Below are 15,441 nucleotides of genomic sequence, written 5' to 3'. Positions count from 1 at the left end.
CCTGCCGATGGGGCGGGGGTGGCGCCCGCGCGGCGTTCGCCGACACCGGGATCCCGCTCGGGCTGGGCCTGTTCGGGTCCGGCGGCTCAGCACAGGCCGTCGCGGGCCAACCGGCGGGCGGTGGAGAGCAGGGCTCGCGTGGGCGCGGAGACATCCCGTTGAGCGGCTGTTGCGAGCGACCGGGCGAGCACCGGAGCCCCGGTCGACACGGGCATCACGCTCACGGCGGACGAGGAGTCCAGCACCGAGGGAGGCACCAGGGCGACGGCCAGGCCGAAGCGGACGAAGTCGAGCACCGTCTCGATGTCGGCGACCTCGAAGGCGACCCGGCGGTCGAGCCCTGCGGCCCGGAAGGCGCGGTCGATGGAGATGCGTACCCCCCACGTCTGGGGCGTCTCGGCGAAGGGCTCGGCCGCGGTCATAGCGAGGTCGATCGAGCTCCGGCCGGCGAGGCGATGGTCGCGCGAGGTGACGAACAGCATCGTCTGCCGTACCAGCGGTGTCAGTGAAAGCCCGGGGGCCGCTTCGGCGTCGACGGCGATGAACGCCAGGTCCAGCTGCCCCTTGTGCAGCGCACGGGAGTTGCTGGTGCTGTCGCCCCGGTGCAGCTCGATCCCGACCTGCGGGTGCTCCTCGCGGAACTCCGCGAGCAGCCGCGGCACGCTGAAGGCCCGGTCCCATTGGTTGATCCCCAGCCGCACCGTGCCGCGCAGCCCACCGTGCATCTGGTTGATCACGTCCCGCGCGGCGGCGGCTGCGGCCAGCGTGCGACGTGCCTCGGGCAGCAGCAGCCGTCCGGCCGGGGTCAGCTCGACGTGATGGGTGGTGCGGTCGAACAACCGCACGCCCAGCTCCCGCTCGAGGGTGCGCACGGCGGCCGAGGCGGCGGACTGCACCATGTGCAGGCGCTCCGCGGCGGCAGTGAAGCTCCCCTCCTCGGCGACGGCGGTGAACGCCGCGAGGTGCCGTAGCTCCATGACCCCTTGTTAGCACGATCCGCGATGACCGGTAACTGGAATGTGCGTTGGTCAAACGATGGCGGCGCGGCACAGGATGGGACAGCGGGCCGCCCGACAGGCCGGCGAATGTGATTGTTTGCCAATTGTTGAGGAATGGGAGATGAGGTCTCGATGCCTGAGAACGGTGCCCTGCACCACGAGGACGTGCTGGTCCGGCGCGGTCGGCGGTCCGGCGCCGCCATCACCGTCGCCGTGCATTCCCGGGCGCTCGGACCCGCCGTGGGCGGCTGCCGAATCTGGACCTATCCGAGCTGGCGGGACGGCGCGGCGGACGCGATGCGGCTCGCCGAGGCGATGACCTACAAGTGCGCGGCGGCCGGGCTGGAGTACGGGGGCGGGAAGACCGTTGTCGCGCTGCCGATGGGCACGGTGCTCACGCCCCAGCTGCGCCGGGACGTGCTCCACGACGTGGCCGAGGTCGTCGCCACCTTCGATGGCTCCTACCTCGTGGGACCCGACGTGGGCACGGGACCGGAGGACATGATGACCATCCGGGAGGTGACTCCCCACTCGTTCTGCCTGCCGCAGGAGCACGGTGGCACGGGGAACTCGGGCACTCCCACCGCGCAGGGCGTCCAGGCTGCGCTGCGCGCGGGTGCCCGGCACGCCTTCGGGTCGGAGTCGCTGTCGGGCCGCAAGGTGGTGATCGCCGGATTCGGCTCCGTGGGGTCACGGCTCGCCGCCGACCTCCACCGGGCGGGGGCCACCGTTGTCGTCTCCGACGTCGACGGGGAGAAACAGGCGGCGGCGGAGAGCGCCGGATACTCCTGGGTGGATCCGGAGCAGGCCATCCGGACCACGGCCGACGTGCTGGTGCCGGCTGCGGTGGGCGGCGTGCTCAACCCGGAAACGGTGGCGACGCTCGACGTGCCGCTGGTCATCGGGCCCGCGAACAACCAGGTGACCGACGACTCGGTGGCGGGACTGCTCGCCGACGCCGGAACGGTGTGGGTGCCCGACTTCGTGACCAGCGCCGGCGGCGTGATCTACGTGCTCAACCGTGAGGTCGGCGGTCTCGACCACGACGCCGCCGCGACACGGGTCGAGGCGATCGAGGACACCGTGGACCAGGTGCTCGACGCCGCCCGCGCCGGTGGCACCACCCCGCTGCACGAGTCGATGGTGCTGGCGGAGCGCAGATTGCGCACCGCGGGCGCTGGCTAGGTGTAGTGCCCATGAGCGTTGTTGACGGCGTCGGCCTGAGGACATGTGTCCCCCCAGTGATCACAGAGGCTCTGCCGACCGCGCCCCCTCTGCTCGACCGTCCTTACGCGGCGAGGTGCAGGAGTGGTTTTCGGCGGGGTCTTCGCTGGGGGTCGATCCAGGCGGGTGGGATGAGTTCGGGGAGCCCGTCGCGGATGCGGACTTCCCATTCGGAGTGGTGCTGGAGGCGGTGGCACGCGCGGCAGAGCATCACGCAGTTGTGCAGGGCGGTGTCGCCGCCGTCGTGCCAGGCGGTGATGTGGTGGACCTCGCATCAGGATGGTGGGCGGCCGCAGCCGGCGCAGCCGCGGTCGCGGGCGGCGATGGCGGCGCAGCCCGTCGGGGATGGTGCGGGTGGCCCGCCCGACGTCGAGGGGCTGGCCCGTCCCGTTCAGCACGACCGGGACGACCGCGGCATCACAGGCCAGCATCCGCAGCGACTCCGGCGACAGGGTGCCGCCGAAGTCCAGGCAGGCGGCGCGGGCCCGGTTCTCCAGATCCTCCAGCCGGACCAGCACAGTGAGATGTGGGCGGCGCCCGCCGCATTCGGGGACGTCTGCGTGGTCGAGCACGTACCCGCACACGTCGGCGAGGGCTTCGGCCTGGCGTTGGGCGGCGCTGCGCTGCTCGTCGGCGGTGACGGGTCGGGCGTGGGCGTCGATCACGGTGGCGATGGCGTCGAACATGGCCGCGTCGTCGAACCGGGCTTTGAGGGTGCCGCCCGCTTTGCCGCGGTGGCGGACCAGGTGCACCTCGTTGACCGGCGCGGGGGGCCGGTCGTCGGGCTCGGGGCCGTCGGCGTCGAGGGCTTCGACGAGCGCGATGCCCCAGGTCTGCAGTTCTGAGGGGGTGTAGACGGCGGCTTTCTCGGCGAGTTGGGCTTCGGCACCGGCCCACACCTGCGGTGTGAGCCGCTCGGCGGCCGGGCTCGCGAGCACCCGCGCGATCACCGCGACATGCCGCAGGCCGGTGTGCCCGGCGGCGAAGACCTCGGCGGTGGCAGGCAGCTTCGCGGGCAGTGCGGTGCCGTCGAGGCTCACCCGCGGGCACACCTGCTCGGCGGCGACCACCCGGTGACGGGCCTCGAACCGTTCCCAGCCGAGCAGATCGCCCAGCGCGGCCGGAGTGGACTTGTAGCCCCGCTCCGCGAACGTCCCGCGCCGCTCCAGCGCGGACACGGTGGCGACGGTAAGCCGGTCCAGCCTCCTGCTCGTGCCCTCGCACAGGGTGAGCACGGACAGCAGGTCGTCGTCGGTGGCGCCGGACTCGGCAGCGGCGGACAGCGTGTCGATCGCCTGGACCAGGAGGCGGTGCGCGGTGGTGAGCGGGCTGTCCGACACCCCATCATCATACTCGAACACCTGTTCGAATCATGGTCCCTCGTCGCAGGTCAACGGCCGTTCAGCGCTCGTGGCAGCGGCCTGCCGGACTCTCCGATCGCTCCACGCCGTCCGCCACGGCCTCGCCCGGCCGGCCTGGCTCGACCGCCCCACCGGCACGGTGATCCGCCGCTGCGAATGCGCCTGCCCGGGCGAGCTGGTGCACGTGGAGGTGAAGAAGCTCGGCTGCGCGACGGCGACGCCGGCGGGTGCACGGCCGCGCCAGCGACCGGTCCCGGCAGACCCGCACCAGCCCACGGGGCCTACGCCGAGATCCACCCCGACGAGAAAGCCCACCGCGGCCACCCACTCGTCAGCCGGGTCAACAACCCGCCTGGGCATTACAACTAGGCGCTCCGTTCAGCCGGTTTCGTCGAGCGCGCGGGCGATGAGGGAGGCGGGCACGCGCTCAGGCAGGGCCGTGTGTGGGCGAACGGCGGATCGGCGCCGACCCCGTCCTGCTCGCCCATCCCGGACAAACGGCGGATTATCGCTGGTCAGGGGCCATCGGGTCCGTGAGGTTGGCCTCATACCGCTGCAGGTACTGGGCATACCGCGTGGAGTTGCGGCATGGGGGATGACGTCAGGAGTGGGCCGGGGCGCGGGTACGACTTCGTGGTGGTCGGGGCCGGCACCGCGGGCTGCGTGGTCGCGGCGCGGCTGTCGGAGAACCCGGACGTGCGGGTGCTGCTGATCGAGGCCGGGAGCCGGGAACCACTGGACGCGGTGGCCGTCCCGTCCGGGTGGCCGAGGCTGCAGGGCACCGCGGTCGACTGGGCGGGCGTCAGCGTGGTGCAGAGCGCGACCGGCACGGTCATCCCGTGGCCGCGCGGCCGGGTGCTGGGGGGCTCGTCGGCGATCAACGGCATGTGCTTTATCCGCGGCCACCGGTCGAGCTATGACGCGTGGCCCGCCGCCGGTGCGCCGGGGTGGGGGTTCGACGACCTGCTTCCCCACCTGCGACGCAGCGAGCGCACCGTGGGGCGGGACCCGGCCGTCCGGGGGGTGGACGGGCCGCTGACGCCGGCGCCGGCGCCGGCGCCGCATCCGGTGGCGGTGGCGGGGCTCGCCGCGGCGGCCGAGGCCGGCCACCCGATGGCGTCCGACATCAACAGCGGGCTGGAGGAGGGCTTCGGCTGGTGTGACCTCAACATCGTGGACGGCAGGCGGCAGAGCGCGGCCGACGCCTATCTCGTCCCGGTGCTGGCGCGGCCGAACCTCGACGTGGTGACCGACGCGTCGGCCCACCGGCTGTGCGTCACCGGTGGGCGGTGCACGGGTGTCGAGTACAGCGTCGGCTCCACCGTGCACACCGCCGCGTGCAGCGGGGAGGTCGTGCTGGCCGGGGGCACCGTCGGCTCGGCGCAGCTGTTGCTGCTCTCGGGCGTCGGCCCGCAGGCGCATCTGCGTGAGGTCGGCGTCGATGTGGAGCTGGACCTGCCCGGCGTCGGGTCCAACGTGCACGACCATCCGCGTTCGACGGTGGTCTACAGCTCGCCGGTGCCCATTCCGCCCGGGGTCAACAACCACGCGGAGCTGATCGGGCTGGCCCGCAGCCCTCTCGCCGACGGCGGGCCGGATCTGCAGTTCCAGGTGCTGGAGATCCCGTACTTCGCGCCCGCCATGCCGCCCGCGCTGCCCGTACCCGGTCAGGCCTACAGCGTCGCGTTCGGCGCGATGACCCCCAGCAGTCGTGGGACGATCCGGCTGGCCGACGCCCGGCCCGGCACGGCGCCGCTGCTGGACCCGAACTACTACGGCGACCCGCGGGACGTCGAGGTGATGGCGGCGGGTCTGCGCATCGCCCGCGCCATCGGGCAGGCCGGCGCCCTTGCCCCGTGGCGGGCCGAGGAGGTGCTCCCGGGACCGGGGGTGCGCGAGGACGACGGCGAGGCCGTGCGCCACTACCTGTTCAAGAGCCTGCGTACCTACTCCCACCAGGTCGGTTCGTGCCGGATGGGCACCGACGACATGGCGGTGGTCGACACCGATCTGCGGGTGCGCGGGATCGACGGGCTCCGGGTGGCCGACGCGTCGGTCATGCCGTCCATCGTGTCGGCCAACACGAACGCCACCGTCTACGGCATCGCCGAGCGCGCCGCTGATCTGCTGGGAGCCGGCTGACCCGACCGCCGGACCAGGTGACCGGTCCCGGCAGGACCGGGAAGCAGCGCCAGGTGTCGCCGTCCTCGGCGACGAAACCCGGAGGGGTACATCGGCGACCCGACGGGCGCCACCGCGGAGCACGGCAAGCTGCTCGTCGAGCCGGCTGTCGCTCGGCTCGCCGTGGTGATCGGCGAGGCCGCCCTCGTCGCCACGCGCTGAAACGTCACGTCGTCGGGCTCCTGCCACCCGAACGGCGCTTCTGCATGATCATCCGGATGCTTACCCTCTGTAACATGATCATCGCCGATAGAGAGGACGTCAGCACGATGATCGAGACGGTCGCCCACAAACGTCGCGACGGTTTCGTGGCCGGCCCGGCCGGGGAGGTCCTGAGCCCTGTGTCGATCAGGCCCCGCCCCAGGAGTGCAGATCAGCGCTGTCGTCGGCGACGTCAGCGGGCGCGGTGATCGGCGGCGGACACGCCATCGTTTCCTCTCCGCGGTCGATCAAGAAGGCGTCGGACATCGATTCTCGGAGTCCGTTCCGCATTTATCCGATAAGTGGATATGCTGACCGGAACGGTCCGGGGAAAACGCAGAGTGATGGTGAACGCGGGCGTCCCGGCTGTGCGTCGGCTGTGAGGTCGGTGTGTTGCCCGCGTCGCCAGGACCGGTCGCCGCGAAGCGCGCGGCGAAGCGGGCGCCGGCCCCGGATGAAAGATGTCACGACATCCTGCGAATAGTGCGCCCCAGTCGATGGCGGGGCCTCCACCCGCAGCGTGGAGCGTCGGCAGCGGGGCGCTCATGATCAGACGCGTTGCGTCACCAGGCGGCAGATGGCAAGATCAGGGCGCCGCTAGAAAAGCTGGGAGCACTTGCTGGGCCGGTCGCAGAATGGGGAGCAGTCAGGTGACGTCCGAGCGCACACAGGTTAGTTCTGCGTTCACAAGCAAACGCCACGACCAACTCCGAGAGAAAGTCCGCGAGTTCGCTGAAACGGTGGTCGGACCCCGAGTCGCGGCCATGGAGGCATCTCGGTCCGTAGAGGTCGAGCTCGCCACGGAAATTGCACGGCAGGGCTGGATCGGGGTGACGATCGGACCCCGGTACGGCGGAATGGGTCTCGGCCACCTGGCGAAAACGATCATCATCGAGGAGCTGTCCCGGGTCTCCGGCGCGCTCGGAGCGATGGCCCAGGCATCGATGCTGGGTGTCGCGAAGATCCTGCACTTCGGCACCGAGGAGCAGAAGCACCGGTGGCTGCCGGGCGTCGCGGCAGGCCACTACCTGCCCACGATCGCCGTCACCGAGCAGGCCTCCGGTGGTCACGTGCTCGGCATGACCAGCTCGGCGCACCAAGAGGGGGACGAGTACGTCCTCAACGGCCGGAAGGTGTTCGTGGGCAACAGCCACATCGGCCACCTGCACGGCGTCGTCGCCCGTACCGGCCCGGGGTCAGGTGGGCTCAGCGCTTTCCTCGTGGAAGCCGACCGGCCCGGCTTCTACCTCAGTGACTACCGCCCCACCATGGGGCTGAACGGATTCAGCTTCGGCGAGCTGATCTTCGAGAACTGCCGGGTCCCCGCCGCCAACCGGTTGGGGGCCGAAGGTGAGGGCCTCAGCGTGGCCTACTCGTCGAGCATCCTGTACGGCCGGTTGAACCTCGCCGCGGTGTCGCTGGGCATCCACCAGGCTCTGCTCGAGGAGACCCTGCAGTTCGTCTCGAGTCGGTGGCACGGTGGGGTCGCCCTGAGCAACGACCCCACCGTCCGGCAGAAGCTCGGCGCGATGCAGGCATCCCTCATGACGGCCCGGGTACTCGCCTACCACGCGTCGCACCTGCTCGACGAGGGAGTTCCCTGCGACGCCTACCTCATGAACGCGAAGCTGCAGAACGTCGAGCTGTCGCTGGACTCCGCGCGCACGGCGATGGAGGTGCACGCCGCGCACGGGCTGTCGGCCGACCGCCGGCTCGAGCGCCTGGTCCGCGACGCGTACCACATCTACGCCCCTGCGGGCACCTCGGACGTCCAGCGCTTGCGGCTCGCCGAGGTGGCCCTGCAGACGACATCGCACCGGCGCGAGTGGTCGGAGCTACTGGCCGGCGAGCTGCGGGCGAGTAGCGCGGCGCTACGAGCCGCCTAGGAGCGCCCTGAACAACTCGGCCCGCTACGGGCGGAGTTGTTCAGGACCCTCCCAGCTCACGTCGGTTGATCAGGTCCATGACCTCAAGGGCCATGGACTTGATCAGCTCCACCCCCGGGGAGCCCCACGCGCTCGGCCGGGTGGACACGGCGCACACCGTGCCGAGAACCATTCCGGCACGGTCGAACACCGGCGCTCCGATGTAGGAGCGCATCCCCAGCTCGTCGACCACCGGGTTGCCGGCGAACCTCGGCCAGGCGCACACGTCATCGAGCACCAGTGCGTGCTTGATGTCGACCACGTGGGGGCAGAAGCCGTGGTCGAGGTCCATCGTCCTGCCGACGGTGCCCTGGGCTGCCGCCTGTGCGGCCTCGAGCGTGCCGGTTCCCGCGGACGGGGCTTCGTAGAGCCCGGCGAAGTACTGATGCGTGTCGAGGACGAAGTTCACCATGGCGTAGGGCGTGCCCGCGGCATGTGCGATCTTGGCGGCGATCTTGTTGAACTCGGCGTCCGGGGTGGTGCCGATGCCGAGTGCGCGCAGCCGCTGTACCCGCGCGACTGCGGCCGGGTCGTACGGAGCGCCGACGAACCGGCTGTCGATCGGGTCGGCCGAGCTGCCTGGGGGGTCGTAGGTCATGACGTACTCCTGGCCGTAGGGGTCGGGTGGTCGCGCACTGCGGCGTCGGTCCGGGCTTGCACAATCACTGCGTCGAGCAATGAGATGAGCACTCCCTTGGCGGAAGCAGAACTGCGGGCATCGCACTGCACGATCGGGACGATCGGTTGGAGGTTCAGTGCTGCCCGTACCTCGTCGGCGTCGTACTGGAACGCTCCGTCGAACTCGTTGATGGCGACCAGGAAAGGGATGCTGCGGGACTCGAAGAACTCGATGGCGGGAAAGCAGTCCGTGAGCCGTCGGGTGTCGACGAGTACGACGGCACCGAGGGTGCCCCGGCACAGTTCGTCCCACATGAACCAGAACCGGTCCTGGCCCGGTGTCCCGAACATGTACAGCTTGATGTTGTTGTGCAGCGTGAGGCGGCCGAAGTCCATGGCCACGGTGGTGGTCGTCTTGTTCTCGATGCCCGTGAGCCGGTCTGTCCCGACGCTGAGGGTGGTCAGATGTTCTTCCGTGGTCAGCGGCGGGATCTCGCTGACGGCGCCCACGAAGGTGGTCTTCCCGACGCCGAACCCGCCTGCGACGAGGATTTTCATCTGGACGGGAAAACGGTGGTCAGAGGGCGCGGAGACCATCGCGAACTGCCTCCAGGGTCGTCAGGTCGGTGATGAAGGACGCGGGCGCCCTCATGATGAGAACGCCCATCTCGAGGAGATCGGCCAGCAGGATCTTCGTGACCGTGATCGGGAGTCCGATGCGTGCGGCGACCTCGGCGACCGAGATGGCCGTTCGGCAGAGATCGAACACCGGGGCGTGGTCGATGCCCAGCCAGTCGGAGGACATGGCCGCCTCGTCCGACACCATGACCAAGGTCATGAGATCAATGGTCGTGCTCGGTTCAGTTCTGCCGTTGGTGACGGTGAACGGCCGCGCCCGCCATGGATCGGCGTCCTTTCGTGAGCGGGGAAGTACTTCGGTTTCGAGGTCCGGGTCCCTGCCGCCTTCGATCATCTCTCAACGAATCCCACTACCGGAGGCGGGACGCTGGCGGGTGGGCGTCGCGATGCGGGTGGGCACCCGCTTGCACAGTTTCGTCATCTCGAAGCTGATGGCTCCGGTGTTCACCTCGCGGGCCGCCAGCACCGCCAGCACCGTGCCACCTGCCGCGGCCGTGACGAACAGGTAGAGGCCGCTGAGTTCGGTGATGACCTGCCGGACCCCGCTGTCCTGATGTCCCCCGAACTTCGCCCCCACCTGGTGTGCGAGCGAGATCATCCCGGAGGACATGGCCGCCAGGATGTCGGCGTCGTCGGCGCTTGTTCCGCTCCAGTGTGTCTTGATGCCGTCGACCGAGAGCAGCACCGCACACTTGGTGTAGGGAACGGTCCTGACGAGGTCGTCGAGAAGAAAGTTGAGATCATCCATCATTGACCCCCGTCGTTGTTGTCGATTTCGGCATCCTCGCGTCCACGCATGACGTCGGTCAGGAGATCGGGATTGTGGCCGGGGATGATCCTGGCGACCTGCGGGGGCTGGCGCAGTTCGGGCCGAAGGTAGGTCTCCGAACCCCGCTGGGGGAGCGGCGGACGGTTCGTCGGCGGGGGCGCCGCCTTTCCCGCGGATGCCATTGCGTCGGACGCCATCGGAACCGGGCGAAGACCGCCGTGGCCGTTGTCGGTCTCCGCCGGCGATCGTGGGAACGACGACGGTCCGGTGCCGTCCGGCGCCGCCGGGCCCGGCATGCCGCGACGGGTGTTCGTCAGCACGTCCGTCGACCCCCCGGCGGGGTTGCCGGGCGCGGGCCATGGCCAGTCCGGCGGCGCGGGTTGGGCGTGGGCGCGCACCGGTACCCGCGCGGCACCCCGGTTCATGCCCGGCTCGAGTCGGGTCGGACCTTCCGTGTGCGGGGCTGTGTAGAGGTCCCCCGACTCGGTCAGCAGGTTGTGGGGGATGACGACCGCGGCGTCGATCCCGCCGAAGATGTTGGACCTCAGCTGCACCCTGATGTTGTGCCGCGGCGCGAGCCTGTTGACCACCGCGAAACCGATGCGGCCCTCGTCCAGCAGCTGGTGCAGGTCGACGTCGGTGTAGCCGGCGAGCAGGCGGTTCACCCGCTCGATGTCGTCGGGGGCCATGCCGATCCCGCGGTCGTGAACCTCGATCGCGAGGCCCGACGCGACCCGGGACGCGGTGAGCGCGATCTTCGGGGCGTGCGGCGGAGTGAACGCCGTCGCGTTGTCCAGGAGCTCCGCGAGGAGGTTGATGAGGCCGGCGACGACATGCCCGTGCATCTTGATCCCGCGAACCGGGAACGTGGTGATGCGCTGGTAGTCCTCGGTGGACGCGACAGCGAGGCGCAGTACCTGGTTGACCTCGGCAGGCTGGCTCGAGCGGGGCTGCGGAGCGTCGCCGCCCAGCACCGAGAGGTTCTCCACCTCACGTCGGATGCGCGTGATGAGGTGGTCCAGCCGGAAGACCGTGGCCAGGAGCTCCGGGTCCTCGATCCGCCGCTCCAGCGCATCGAGGTCGACGAACGCCCTGGACACCTTGGCCTGCAGGCGTCCGGCGATCCTGCTGAACACCTCCGGGCTCTGCGACTGCTCCTGAGGCAGCTCGCGTGGCGGCGGACCGGGACTCGCCGACGGCGCGATCCCACTGGCGGTCGGCTCGGCAGGCCGCGGTTCGGGAGCGGGAACGTCCTGACGACGCTCGGCCTCGGGGCGCCGTTCGACACCGGCCGGTGCCGTGAGCGCCCGGTGGACGGTCCGCACGGCACTGGCCACCGTCACGAGGACGACGACCACACTCGCGGCGACGACGATGCCGGCCATGGTGGCGGGGGCGACATCGCCGTTCATGATGGCGAAAATGCCCGCGGCGCCACCTATGGTCAGTACGGCCGCCGATACCGCGCCGATCGCCAGCAGGGTGGAGCGTGCTTTTCTGAATCCGTCATCGGTGGCAGCCTGCGCACCTGCTTCGGGCGACGCGTGCTTATCGAGGTCGTCGCGCTGGCGGAGGGTGCTGTTCGGACTGTGCGGGGCAGGCGACGACATCTGGTCCTTTCCTGACCGGAGCAGGTCAGCAGGGAAAGTGGACGCGCACCGAGCACCGCGTCCGCTGCTCGACTCCGCAGGTGATGATCTTACTGCAGCGACGAATCGCATTGCCCAGCTGGGCTGTTGACGCGGGGATAGCGGGTTCGCCAATCAACGCCCTCTCATCGGGGTGGGCACCTTCGTAGCGGCGAGGTCGACGTGGGAGTGGTGGGGACGCGGCTGCGGCCACGCTGACGTCGATGTCGGGGCCGACCCGGAGTTCCGGCGGCTACCGGCGCGGAGACGGGCGCGGAGACGGGCGCGAGCTCACCAGCTGCCGCGGTGGTCGGGCATCGAGAGGATGAGTGGCACGGCGGCCAGCAGGATCACGGCGAACACAGCGAAGACGTAGGCTTGGGTGATCCCGGGCTGCGCGCTGACCGAGAGCAGTGCCGTGGTGATCGAGATCGAGACGATCGCGCCGGACTGGCGGAACATCCCACGCAGCCCGGTGATCGCCGAGATCTCGCGGGGCGCGAGGTGCAGCGAGGCGTTGTTGCTCGCCGGCGCCGCCATCCCCATCCCGAGGCCGGTGATGCCGGCGGCGAGCGAGAGCCACGCCTCCACGGAGAGGCCCTGCGGTGGCAGCGCCAGCATCACCATCCCGACGGTCATCACGGCGAAGCCGGCGACCATCAGGATCCGGTGCCCGGTGCGGCGCAGCAGGAACACCGACAGGCCCGAGAGGCTGATCATCCCGACCGCCCGGATCGCGAGCAGGCCCCCCGCCGCGAGCGGGGCGATGCCGTAGCGGTTCTCCGCGTAGATCGGCACCAGCGTGCCGAAGCCGAGTGCCGCCGCGCCGAACATCACGTTGACCGTGTTCATCGTTCCGAAGGTGCGGCCGCGCAGGAGCCGCATCGGCACGACGGCCGCGGGGTCGCGGCGGGCGTGCCGGAGGAACCGCCAGCAGAGCACAGCTGCCACGGCGGCGGACACCCCGGCGGCCGTGAGCTGCAGCCGCAGGTTGCCGGGGGTGCCGAGCGCGGTGATCGCGGTCATCGTGGAGAGCAGCAGCCCGCAGAGCAGGGCGATCCCCCGCAGGTCGATGGGGGCGGCCGCGGTGCGGGGTGTCCTGCGGATCAGGAGGGCCACCAGGACCACCAGCAGCACGCCCAGCGGGAGGTTGATCAGGAAGATCGCCCGCCAGGACGTGTAGGTGACGAGCACGCCGCCGACCACGGGTCCGATGATCGCGCCGATCGGGAAGATGCTGGTGAACAGGCCGATCGCCCGGTCGCGGTCGCGCCCGAACTGGTCGGCGACGATGCCGGTTGCCGACGGCACGATCGCCCCGGCGGCGAGGCCCTGGAACACCCGCACGACGATGAGGGTGGCGATGTCGCCGGCCATCCCCGCGCACAGCGATGTCAGGGTGAACATCGTGATGGCGACCAGGAAGATCGTCTTGCGGCCGAACTGGTCGCTGAGCTTGCCGGCGATCGGCATGGACATGATCTGGCCGAGCGCGTAGACGGTGATCGTCCAGCTGCTCCACGCGAGGGAGCCGCCGAGGTCCTTCTGGATCGCGGGGAGCGCCGTGGCCACCGACGTCTGGTCGATCGACGCCATGAGCAGGGCGATCGCGATCACGGTGAACACGGTCCACCGGCGGGGGAGAGGCTCGTCGTCCCCTCGTCGATCCCGATCGATCGAAGCGGTGGCGGGGCGGGAGCGCAGCATGGGACGCAATATTAATTGCTTGATGCTAAGCAAGCAAAGAATCGGCAACGTCGTGCCGGTGTCCACCCGGTGACCACCGGGAGCGCGCCTACCCCCGTCTCCTGGCCGTCTCCGGGCCGGGCGCCTGCTCGGCCAGCGGGAACGCCTCGAGGTAGCGCTGGTAGTCGGGCTCCACGTCGATCTGCAGCGTGGCGAGGATGCGGATCACCGCGTTGTAGAAGGAGATGACGATCACGAGGTCCACCAGGCGGGCCCGGCCCAGGTGGCCGAGCAGGACGGCCCAGGTCTCGTCGGTCATCCGGGTGTCCGCGGTGATCTCTCTCGCCGCGGCCAGCACGGCCGTCTCCACCTCGCCGAGCCCGTGCTCCTGGCCGGCGGTGGCGGCGATGAGCGCCGTGACGTCGTCGTCGGACACCCCGAAGTCATGCCCGATCTTGATGTGGTGGCTCCACTCGTAGGGGCTCGAGGTGAGGTAGCCGACCTGCAGGATCGCGAGCTCCCGCAGCCGCGGGTCGAGCTCGCAGTGGTGGCGGATCCACTCGCCGAACTCCGCGTGGGTACGCAGCGCGTCGGGGGAGTTCGCGAGCGCGCGGAACAGGTTGATCGGACGGGCCAGCAGGGGCCGGTCCTCCTCTGCGAGGTCGGACTCCGACAGGTAGGGCACGAGAGCCATGGGCGCGGAACTCCATCGTTCGTGAGCGAGGTTCTCCCGGTTGCGCGGTGCGGTCGGGATGTTGACGCGGTGCGCGCCCCATGATTACCGTCCTTCAGGTAATGCCGCAACGGTTCATCATTTGAAATCGAGGTGGGCATGTCGACCGAGGACGACCTCGTTCCCTTCCGCGGCTCGCAGCCGCCCGGCATGGTGTCCGACCTGGTCGTTCCCGGTGCGCTCGACCTCGAGGCCGACGAGCGGCTGTGGGTGCCGCAGGCTCCAGATGTCGCGTTCCGGCCGCTCCTGCTCGCGCCGAGTCAGGGCTACTTCGTGAACCTGCTGCGCGTGCGCCGCAGTGGCGTGCTCTCCCGGCACCGCCACGCGGGACCGGTGCACGCGTTCACCCTCCGCGGGCGCTGGCACTACCTCGAGCACGAGTGGGAGGCGACCGAGGGCAGCTACGCCTTCGAGCCGCCGGGGGAGACCCACACGCTCGTCGTGCCGGAGGGCGTCGCGGAGATGGTCACGCTCTTCCACGTGACGGGCACCTACGTCTACGTCGACCCCGACGGCGCGGCCACCGGGTACGAGGACGTGTTCACCAAGATCGAGAACGCGCGGCGGCACTACGCGGCGGTCGGCCTCGGCACCGAGCGGGTCGAGGAGTTCATGCGCTAGCCGCAGGGCGGGCGGGTTGTTCGACGAAGGGGTCGAGGCATGGGTCAGCGTGTTACGGGCAAGGTGGCGATCGTGGTGGGCGCGGGGCAGACACCCGGCCTGACCGCGGGAAACGGGCGCGCCACCGCGGTGCTGCTCGCCAGGGAAGGGGCCAGTGTGCTCGCGGCCGACCGCGACCTGGCCGCCGCCGAGGACACCGTCAAGGAGATCACGGCCGAGGGCGGTGAGGCGCAGGCCGTGCGGGCGGACGTCACCGACGAGGACGCCATCGCCGCGATGACCGCGGCATGCCTCGAACGGTGGGGCCGGATCGACATCCTGCACAACAACGTCGGGGTGAGCCTCGCCGGCGGGGACGCCCCGATCACCGAGATCGAGGCCGACGCGTTCGCCCGCATCACGGCGATCAACCTGCAGGGCATGGTCCTCACCTGCAAGCACGCGATTCCCGTGATGCGCGAGCAGGGCGGCGGCGTGATCACGAACATCTCGTCGATCGCCGCGAACATCAACTACCCGTACGTCGCCTACCGGACGTCCAAGGCGGGCGTCGTCACCCTGACCGAGCACATCGCGATCACCAACGCGGCCCACGGCATCCGCGCCAACGCGATCCTGCCCGGGCTGATGGACACCCCCATGGCGATCGAGAACCGGGTCGGGCGCGGCGGCGCCACCCGGGAGCAGGTGATCGCCGAGCGCAACGCGCACGTGCCCTTGCGCAACACGATGGGAACGGCGTGGGACGTCGCCCGTGCCGCGCTGTTCCTCGCCTCGGACGAGGCCTCCTTCATCACCGGTGTCGCGCTGGCCGTCGACGGCGGCCAGCGCCTCGCCGTCGGCTGAGACGGACGGAG

14 protein-coding genes and 1 pseudogene are annotated in these 15,441 nt (G+C 70.3%); 6 read left to right on the top strand and 9 right to left on the bottom strand.

All coding sequences use genetic code 11. The annotated features are described in order from the left end of the window. Positions 1-86: 86 nt before the first annotated feature. The gene (locus tag AC5L35_RS04860; protein WP_495058319.1) at positions 87-977 is read right to left on the bottom strand and encodes a LysR family transcriptional regulator; all 891 of its coding nucleotides are present in this window, start codon (positions 975-977) and stop codon (positions 87-89) included. A 153-nt stretch (positions 978-1,130) separates the two neighbouring features. Here AC5L35_RS04860 and AC5L35_RS04855 point away from each other — a divergent pair, with 153 nt between their 5' ends. After that, the gene (locus tag AC5L35_RS04855; RefSeq protein ID WP_495058318.1) at positions 1,131-2,183 is read left to right on the top strand and encodes a Glu/Leu/Phe/Val dehydrogenase dimerization domain-containing protein; all 1,053 of its coding nucleotides are present in this window, start codon (positions 1,131-1,133) and stop codon (positions 2,181-2,183) included. Here AC5L35_RS04855 and AC5L35_RS04850 read toward each other — a convergent pair. Continuing rightward, a complete protein-coding gene (locus AC5L35_RS04850; RefSeq protein ID WP_495058317.1) occupies positions 2,180-3,562 on the bottom strand; it encodes a DUF222 domain-containing protein in 1,383 nt (460 codons plus the stop codon). The two genes, AC5L35_RS04855 and AC5L35_RS04850, sit on opposite strands and share 4 nt — an antisense overlap. A 112-nt stretch (positions 3,563-3,674) precedes the next feature. On the opposite strand from AC5L35_RS04850, the pseudogene AC5L35_RS04845 reads away from it, so the two are divergent. The 3 genes and pseudogenes from AC5L35_RS04845 to AC5L35_RS04835 form a co-directional block, all read left to right on the top strand. Beyond that, a pseudogene (locus tag AC5L35_RS04845) lies at positions 3,675-3,812 on the top strand (IS481 family transposase); the annotation flags it as partial. A gap of 359 nt (positions 3,813-4,171) precedes the next feature. Then, the gene (locus AC5L35_RS04840) at positions 4,172-5,725 is read left to right on the top strand and encodes a GMC family oxidoreductase (protein WP_495058316.1); all 1,554 of its coding nucleotides are present in this window, start codon (positions 4,172-4,174) and stop codon (positions 5,723-5,725) included. An 875-nt stretch (positions 5,726-6,600) separates the two neighbouring features. Then, on the top strand, positions 6,601-7,851 hold the full coding sequence (locus tag AC5L35_RS04835; RefSeq protein ID WP_495058315.1) for an acyl-CoA dehydrogenase family protein: 1,251 nt from the start codon (positions 6,601-6,603) through the stop codon (positions 7,849-7,851). 40 nt (positions 7,852-7,891) lie between these two features. Here AC5L35_RS04835 and AC5L35_RS04830 read toward each other — a convergent pair whose 3' ends face one another. From AC5L35_RS04830 to AC5L35_RS04800, 7 genes are all read right to left on the bottom strand, one after another. Further along, entirely contained in the window at positions 7,892-8,488 is a 597-nt protein-coding gene (locus AC5L35_RS04830) for a GAF domain-containing protein (protein ID WP_495058314.1), read from the bottom strand. Then, entirely contained in the window at positions 8,485-9,066 is a 582-nt protein-coding gene (locus AC5L35_RS04825) for a GTP-binding protein (protein ID WP_495058313.1), read from the bottom strand. Before AC5L35_RS04825 ends, AC5L35_RS04830 begins: the two co-directional genes overlap by 4 nt. Before the next feature lie 19 nt (positions 9,067-9,085). Then, complete coding sequence (locus tag AC5L35_RS04820; RefSeq protein ID WP_495058312.1) at positions 9,086-9,481, bottom strand: DUF742 domain-containing protein; 396 nt, start codon at positions 9,479-9,481, stop codon at positions 9,086-9,088. A 3-nt stretch (positions 9,482-9,484) separates the two neighbouring features. Next, positions 9,485-9,898 carry a roadblock/LC7 domain-containing protein gene (locus tag AC5L35_RS04815; protein ID WP_495058311.1) on the bottom strand — a complete coding sequence of 138 codons (414 nt, stop codon included), beginning with the start codon at positions 9,896-9,898 and terminating at the stop codon, positions 9,485-9,487. Next, positions 9,895-11,526 carry a sensor histidine kinase gene (locus AC5L35_RS04810; protein ID WP_495058310.1) on the bottom strand — a complete coding sequence of 544 codons (1,632 nt, stop codon included), beginning with the start codon at positions 11,524-11,526 and terminating at the stop codon, positions 9,895-9,897. Before AC5L35_RS04810 ends, AC5L35_RS04815 begins: the two co-directional genes overlap by 4 nt. A 309-nt stretch (positions 11,527-11,835) precedes the next feature. Continuing rightward, on the bottom strand, positions 11,836-13,317 hold the full coding sequence (locus tag AC5L35_RS04805) for an MFS transporter (protein WP_495058309.1): 1,482 nt from the start codon (positions 13,315-13,317) through the stop codon (positions 11,836-11,838). Positions 13,318-13,339: 22 nt separating this feature from the next. Then, positions 13,340-13,924: a carboxymuconolactone decarboxylase family protein gene (locus tag AC5L35_RS04800; protein ID WP_495058308.1), complete on the bottom strand. Its 585-nt coding sequence runs from the start codon at positions 13,922-13,924 to the stop codon at positions 13,340-13,342. A 138-nt stretch (positions 13,925-14,062) separates the two neighbouring features. On the opposite strand from AC5L35_RS04800, the gene AC5L35_RS04795 reads away from it, so the two are divergent. Both AC5L35_RS04795 and AC5L35_RS04790 read left to right on the top strand, forming a co-directional pair. Beyond that, positions 14,063-14,584, top strand: coding sequence for a 2,4'-dihydroxyacetophenone dioxygenase family protein (locus AC5L35_RS04795; protein ID WP_495058307.1), 522 nt, complete (start codon positions 14,063-14,065; stop codon positions 14,582-14,584). 39 nt (positions 14,585-14,623) lie between these two features. After that, entirely contained in the window at positions 14,624-15,430 is an 807-nt protein-coding gene (locus AC5L35_RS04790) for an SDR family NAD(P)-dependent oxidoreductase (RefSeq protein ID WP_495058306.1), read from the top strand. The last annotated feature ends 11 nt before the right edge of the window (positions 15,431-15,441 follow it).

Source organism: Pseudonocardia sp. OZ21 (assembly GCF_059359135.1).
Note: the sequence above shows the minus strand (reverse complement) of the source record. Positions and strands in the feature narration are given on the sequence as shown.

Excerpts from the sequence above, each read along its gene's own strand:
- AC5L35_RS04810 (WP_495058310.1), bottom strand. The coding sequence starts at position 11,526 with ATGTCGTCGCCTGCCCCGCACAGTCCGAACAGCACCCTCCGCCAGCGC.
- AC5L35_RS04835 (WP_495058315.1), top strand. The coding sequence starts at position 6,601 with ATGGGGAGCAGTCAGGTGACGTCCGAGCGCACACAGGTTAGTTCTGCG.
- AC5L35_RS04825 (WP_495058313.1), bottom strand. The coding sequence starts at position 9,066 with ATGAAAATCCTCGTCGCAGGCGGGTTCGGCGTCGGGAAGACCACCTTC.
- AC5L35_RS04855 (WP_495058318.1), top strand. The coding sequence starts at position 1,131 with ATGCCTGAGAACGGTGCCCTGCACCACGAGGACGTGCTGGTCCGGCGC.
- AC5L35_RS04815 (WP_495058311.1), bottom strand. The coding sequence starts at position 9,898 with ATGATGGATGATCTCAACTTTCTTCTCGACGACCTCGTCAGGACCGTT.
- AC5L35_RS04830 (WP_495058314.1), bottom strand. The coding sequence starts at position 8,488 with ATGACCTACGACCCCCCAGGCAGCTCGGCCGACCCGATCGACAGCCGG.
- AC5L35_RS04790 (WP_495058306.1), top strand. The coding sequence starts at position 14,624 with ATGGGTCAGCGTGTTACGGGCAAGGTGGCGATCGTGGTGGGCGCGGGG.
- AC5L35_RS04795 (WP_495058307.1), top strand. The coding sequence starts at position 14,063 with ATGTCGACCGAGGACGACCTCGTTCCCTTCCGCGGCTCGCAGCCGCCC.
- AC5L35_RS04820 (WP_495058312.1), bottom strand. The coding sequence starts at position 9,481 with ATGATCGAAGGCGGCAGGGACCCGGACCTCGAAACCGAAGTACTTCCC.
- AC5L35_RS04860 (WP_495058319.1), bottom strand. The coding sequence starts at position 977 with ATGGAGCTACGGCACCTCGCGGCGTTCACCGCCGTCGCCGAGGAGGGG.
- AC5L35_RS04840 (WP_495058316.1), top strand. The coding sequence starts at position 4,172 with ATGGGGGATGACGTCAGGAGTGGGCCGGGGCGCGGGTACGACTTCGTG.
- AC5L35_RS04800 (WP_495058308.1), bottom strand. The coding sequence starts at position 13,924 with ATGGCTCTCGTGCCCTACCTGTCGGAGTCCGACCTCGCAGAGGAGGAC.